Below are 6,004 nucleotides of genomic sequence, written 5' to 3'. Positions count from 1 at the left end.
ATACGATGCGGGTCTCCGGCCAGTACTGGCGAATAAAGCGGACGAGCAAGGCCAGAATGGCCCAGCTGTGGCGGCTGTCACTGCGGTTGCTGGTGCGCAGGTAGCTGACCAGCAGATGGCGACCACAAAACACGTACAGCGGGAAGTAGCAGTGGTGATCGTAATAGCCGTTGAAGAACTTGCCGGGCTGCTCGCCGTGCACCGGAATATCGGTACCGTCAAAGTCCAGCACGATTTCCTTCGGCGGTTTGTCATGCTGCTCGATGAAGTGATGCCAGAGCAGTTCATGGGCCTTCACCACCGCCTGCCGGTCGGCTCGCTGTTCCATCCGGCATAACGTGGATTTACCGGCCAGATCGTTGTCCTGACCAACAGCCGTCTGAAGTGCTTGATCAAAGCGCAGGGCTTCGTGATCGTTGAGATCTTCATAACCGGCAGCCACGCCAAATACACGCTGACGAACCATCGTGTCCAGCTTGTGCCGGACCCGCTCTGGCGTTCTCGGATCTTGTAGTGCCGCGGCCAAGCGATGAGTCAGTCCATGTTGCTGGTCGACTTCACGGAGCAGCAGTAATCCGGCATCGGAGGTGATGTGGCCACCGGAGAAATCAGCTTCAATCTGGCGGCGTGCGAGTGGCGTGAAGGTCAGTTTTTCAGGTACCATTTTGGAAGCGGCTGTTGGTGTTGGTTTCTTGGGTAAGGTCTTGAAACCTTAACACTTTCAGCCGCTTTCTTTTATGCCCTGTGAGAAATCCGGGCTAGCATATCAAGTGCTAGTTCTAGCTCGTTGTGGTCAAGGTATTCATCGTACTCGGCTATATACTTGCCCACACCCTGACATTCGCAAAGAACTGCGCGAGCCTCACTCAATAAGGCGATAGTAATCTTCCACTTTTTCTCTAATTCTGCTCTGAAGCTCATATGACAGTTAACGCCGAGCACAGCGGGATTTTTGGAGGAGCCGTTGTGTGGTACTCACCACACAAAAGAGCGACGCAAAAAATGTCCGCTGGTGCGACTGGTTATGCTGATGCCCATATTTCATATACTCTAAACGCCTGATGATCACACAAGTGTGACTCAAGCTCTTTCGGATATGTGTTGATCATAAATTCTATAAAGTCTCGAATAAATACTCGCTGCCTATCATTACATGATACAAAAAGGCTGTGATTTTTTCCGTCTTTTTCTAAGTGTGATAATAGTTGTGCAAAAAAGAAATCATCTTTGTCGAAACACAATCTAATTAATGCAGGCATATAGTATTTTGTGCCTTCGTCAGATGAAAAATGAAAGGGGTCATCGCCAGGGCAAACGTCGTCCAGACTTAGAGAGTCTAAGTCACGCCCCTTTAATCTTTCATTATACTCGGCACATTCACAACAATGAGTGTAGCTCCCGAAGTTCTCGGGTTTGCTTTCGCAAAAGATAATTTTTGATTCTTCTATCCAATTCATATCGACAAACAAGCATAACAGCTAATTCAACATCATTTGACGCATATCACGCAGACGTATAACTTCGCAGCGCGAGACACTCCAGTGCCCGAAAAGCGTAGCCCTTTCAGTCACGTAAGGCCAGTAACCGGTTTCTCGCTTTTGGAGTTTTCCGTCAAAACGAGGATAACTCCGTAACGTATAATACTCGGTCGCAATTGCATCTTTTCAAATAAATCCCGCAAGATCATCCATCTACATTATGTCGCAATAGCAGGCTTCGTACTTTTCCGTCACTTTGCCGCTGAACTCCGCTTTTTGAGCATGGTCAACTCGACTTCCTGATCCCCATCGTTGCCTCTTGCGTCAGAGGATCTTCCGCCAGTAAGTATGCAGTCGGGGGAAAAGGTTGAGAGCGAAGGGCGTTGGCCTTGCTTGGTGCAGGGATGCTGAATGTGCTGTTTTATGTGTATGCGGCCGGGCTTGCTCTCAGCACGTGAGGAAAACTACCGCACCAACAAATAAACCACCGCCGCAGCCAAAACCGCCGAAATCCCCTGCCAAACCACCACCGGATTCCGCTCAAGCAACGGAGGCCGTGTCTTGTTGAGATAAGCCTTGTTAGGGTGCCGCAGGTCGTAGGTGAACTCGGACAGCTCCTGGTAGCGCTTGTCCGGGTTGGGGTGCAGGGCTTTTTTCAGTGTTTCGTCCACCCAGGCGGGGATGGCGCGCTCATCGTCGAGCACGCTCTGGTATTTGAGGTTGCGCTGGGCGGCGGCGGTCCTGGCCTTGGCCACCTGTGGGCCGTAGGGAAAACGCCCGGACAGCAGGTGATAGGTGAGCACGGCCAGGGAATAGAGATCCGACCGCGCGGTGCCCACTTCCCCCATGAAATATTCCGGCGCCATATACAGCGCCGTGCCGGGCAGGGCGAGGGGATCGTCATGGGTGCGCGCTTCCTCGATGCCCGCCACCTGGGCGGCGCCCAGGTCGATCAGGCGCACGGTGCCGTGGGTGTCGATCATCACGTTATCCGGTTTCAGGTCCTGGTGCAGGATTTCCATTCGGTGCAGGGCGTACAGGCCTTTGCTGATTTGCTCGATCAGATCGCGCACCGTCTCCAGATCGGGCTGCGGGTGGTCGTTGAGCCACTGTTTGAGCGTTTGCCCCTCGATGTATTCGGTGACGGTGTAGAGGTACTGACGCTGGCGCGTTTGCGGCCCCGCTTTCATGACGTGCGCGCTGTGGACCCGACGGGCGATCCATTCCTCCATCAGCAGCCGTTCCAGGTAGTCCTCGTCCTGCTGCAGATCGATGGACGGCAGCTTCAGCACCACCCGTTCGCCACTGACCTGATCTTCCGCCAGATAGACATGGCTGCGGCTGGTGGCGTGCAGTTCGCGCAGGATTGTGTAGCCGTCGAAAGACGCGCGGGCCTCCAGCACCGGCGGCAGGGGCAGGTCGGCGATGGTGGCGTGAAAGTCGGGTGTCGTGTCCCGGGGGACCGAATCCACCCGCACGATCTGGAGGGTCAGGTTGTCGCTGCTGCCGTTGTCGAGCGCGTGGTCGATGACGCGCCGGGCGGCGTCGTCCAGATCGTCGGCAAACTCCCGGCAGCACTGGAGGATGAAGGCGGTCTCGGCGTGTTCGTAGACGCCGTCGGTGGCAACGATAAACAGGTCGCCCGGCCGGATGGCGACGGAGCGGTAATCGAGTTCAATCGACGCCTCGATGCCCAGTGCCCGGCTCAAGTAATGCTCTTCTGGAGAGACCCACAGGCGATGGTCGTGGGTCAGTTGTTCCAGCCCGGCATCGTTCAGGCGGTAGATGCGGGTGTCGCCCACATGGAACAGGTGGGCCCGGTCGGCCTTGAGCACCAGCGCGCTGAGGGTGCAGACGTAGCCGCGGTTCTTGTCGAAACGGGCATCGCTTCGCTGGGTCTGGGAATGCAGCCAGCCGTTGGTGGCGGTGAGCACTCGCTCGACGGCGTGGCGCACGGACCAGGCATCGGAGGTGCAGTAGTAGTCGTCGAGGAAGGCGCGGACGGCGGTTTCGCTGGCGATGTGGCTGACGTCGCTGCTGCTGATGCCGTCGGCCATGGCCAGGGCAATGCCTTTGATATCCCGCATCGCGCCGGTCGGTATCTGGCAGCCGTGGAAGTCCTGGTTGGTCGGTTTGCGTCCCCGGTCGGAATGCTGGCCGAGGGTGATGGTCAGTCGGTTTTCCATAGACGAGGCAGCGGCCCCCGCCGCGAGGGCAGGGGCCGACTGGGACGGTAGACCGCTCAGGCGGCCGCCCGTTCGGCGGACGGATGCGCGGCGATCTTGCGCTTGGGCGCGGTCCGGATATGGGTGGTGTACAGGGTCAGACCGGTGAAGGCGAGGCCGCCCACCAGGTTGCCCAATGCCGTGGGGATTTCGTTCCAGATGAAGTAGTCGGCGATGGAGAAGCCGCCACCCATGATCATGGCCGACGGGAACAGGAACATATTCACGACGGAGTGCTCGAAGCCCATGAAGAAGAACAGCATGATGGGCATCCACATGGCCAGGATCTTGCCGGTGACGTTGGTGGAGATCATCGCGCCGACCACGCCCATGGAGACCATCCAGTTGCACAGCATGCCGCGGATGAAGATGGTGATCCAACCCATGGTGCCGTATTCAGCGTAGCCCAGCGTCCGCGCCTCGCCGATGCCGGCGATCTTGGTGCCCACCGGTCCCGGATCGGTGCTGAAGCCGTAGGTGAAGATGAAGGCCATCATGAAGGCGACGGTCAGGGCGCCGGCGAAGTTGCCCAGGAACACCCAGCCCCAGTTGCGCAGCACCTGGGCCACTGTGACGCCCGGCCGTTTGTCCAGCAACGCCAGCGGCGTGAGCATGAAGACCCCGGTCAGCAGGTCGAAGCCCATCAGGTAGAGCATGCAGAAGCCGATGGGGAAGAGCACGGCGCCGATCAGGAAGACGCCGGTCTGGACCGCGACGGTCACGGCAAACACGGCGGCCAGGGCCAGGATGGCGCCGGCCATGTAGGCGCGGATCAGGGTGTCACGGGTGGACATGTAGATCTTGGATTCGCCGGCATCCACCATCTTGGTGACGAACTCCGACGGGACTAGATAGGACATCTTGGCTTCCTCTTGCGTGTGGTCACTTACGTTGTGTGGCCCTGCCTCAATCGGGCGGGCTTTCTTTTGGCGGGCACAAAAAAACGACGCCACACCGGGTCTGCGTTGCAGACGGATGCGGACGCCGTTGTCCGGTCGTGCTTCGGTAGTCTGGGCCGGGCGGATTCGCCCGACGTCGTTGTTGTCAGAGCAACTCCCGTGCCCAATTTTCAGGAAGTTGAAAATTGCACTCGTTATCAACGTATTAGTGAGTTTCTTGAGGCGTCTGGTCGCCGCTTTCCACAGGCTTGACGCCGAGGCATGCACAATAATGAATCACGCAGACACCATCCGGGTGCTTTGCCGGGGCCACTTTCATCGCGCTGCCAAGCCGGGGCACGCAAGGTACAATGCCCACCTTTGAAAGGATTCGGAGATTCCCGTTTTGTTGTCGGCCTACCTCAACGCGCTGTTTCCCGTCGTTTTCTGTGCCGTGTTGGGCCTGATCCTGGCCCGGCGGACCACGTTGCTCGATTCGCCGGCCCTGTCCCGACTGGTGACCCTGATCGGCCTGCCGGCCCTGATTCTCAAGGCCATGCTGGGCATGGACACGCCGATCTGGAGCGTGTCGGATACGTTGATCGCGATCCTCGCGGTGCTGGCGTTGTCGGCGGTGGTGGGGGCGATTGCCCTGAAGCTGTCCGGGCTGGAGGTGCGCGGCTACCTGTCCATGCTGGTCAATCCCAATACCGGCAACCTGGGGATTCCGCTGGTGTTCTCGCTGCTGGGCGATCAGGCCCTGGTGCATGCGGTGGTGGTGTCCACGGTGGTCCAGATCAGTCACTTCACCCTGGGCGTCTGGCTGCTGTCCGGGCGCTTCTCGTTCAAGGCGATTTTCTCGAATGCCTCGATCATCGCGCTGCTGGTGGGACTGGTCTGGGTCGCAACCGGGATCGAAGCGCCGGAAGCGGTGACCCGCACATTGGATATCCTGGCGGGCATGACCATCCCGGTGATGCTGTTGTTGCTGGGGCGCTCGCTGGCTTCGATTAACCTGCGGGAGTTGGGGCAGGTGTGGCGGATTGTCGGTCTTTCCATCGGCCGCGTGGTACTGGGGCTGGGTTCGGCGCTGGCGGTGATCTCCGTCCTGCCGCTGGAATCCATCGTCGCCCATACCATCCTGATCCAGGCCAGCATGCCGGTGGCGGTGATCAGCTATATCCTGGCCAGCCATTACAACGGACCCAAGGATGATATTGCGGCGGTGATCCTGCTCAGTATGCCGGTCTCCCTCCTGGCGGTTTTTGCGGCCCTGCATTTCGTCTGATGGGACACCCGATCGGACCCATGCCCGGGAAACTTGATCCCGGGCAACCTCTTGGCGCGTCGCCTGCTCCATATTTCACAAAAATGACATATCTGGTCTATACCGTTCTGATAACCCAATGATTCCCGGTGTGTT

At 58.3% G+C, this 6,004-nt stretch carries 4 protein-coding genes; 1 reads left to right on the top strand and 3 read right to left on the bottom strand.

Annotated features, from left to right (window positions below; all coding sequences use genetic code 11):
- The 3 genes from EB809_RS01985 to EB809_RS01975 all read right to left on the bottom strand — a co-directional run.
- Nucleotides 1–664, bottom strand: a 664-nt coding sequence (locus EB809_RS01985; RefSeq protein ID WP_123632999.1) for an IS1380 family transposase, incomplete at its 3' end; no start/stop codon positions are given.
- A gap of 1,278 nt (nucleotides 665–1,942) precedes the next feature.
- The gene (locus EB809_RS01980) at nucleotides 1,943–3,664 is read right to left on the bottom strand and encodes a bifunctional protein-serine/threonine kinase/phosphatase (protein WP_123632997.1); all 1,722 of its coding nucleotides are present in this window, start codon (nucleotides 3,662–3,664) and stop codon (nucleotides 1,943–1,945) included.
- A 56-nt stretch (nucleotides 3,665–3,720) separates the two neighbouring features.
- A complete protein-coding gene (locus EB809_RS01975) occupies nucleotides 3,721–4,563 on the bottom strand; it encodes a formate/nitrite transporter family protein (protein ID WP_123632995.1) in 843 nt (280 codons plus the stop codon).
- Nucleotides 4,564–4,987: 424 nt separating this feature from the next.
- On the opposite strand from EB809_RS01975, the gene EB809_RS01970 reads away from it, so the two are divergent.
- Nucleotides 4,988–5,869, top strand: a complete 882-nt coding sequence (locus EB809_RS01970) for an AEC family transporter (RefSeq protein WP_123632994.1) — start codon at nucleotides 4,988–4,990, stop codon at nucleotides 5,867–5,869.
- The last annotated feature ends 135 nt before the right edge of the window (nucleotides 5,870–6,004 follow it).

Origin of the sequence: Marinobacter sp. R17, from assembly GCF_003789045.1 — a bacterium.
In the GTDB taxonomy this organism is placed as follows: Bacteria; Pseudomonadota; Gammaproteobacteria; order Pseudomonadales; family Oleiphilaceae; genus Marinobacter_A; species Marinobacter_A mangrovi.
The sequence above is the reverse complement of the archived record's forward strand: the minus strand, read 5'-3'. Positions and strand labels throughout refer to the sequence as shown.

What these genes read in the sequence shown, in the direction of transcription:
- EB809_RS01980 (WP_123632997.1), bottom strand. Translation starts at nt 3,664, where the DNA reads ATGGAAAACCGACTGACCATCACCCTCGGCCAGCATTCCGACCGGGGA.
- EB809_RS01975 (WP_123632995.1), bottom strand. Translation starts at nt 4,563, where the DNA reads ATGTCCTATCTAGTCCCGTCGGAGTTCGTCACCAAGATGGTGGATGCC.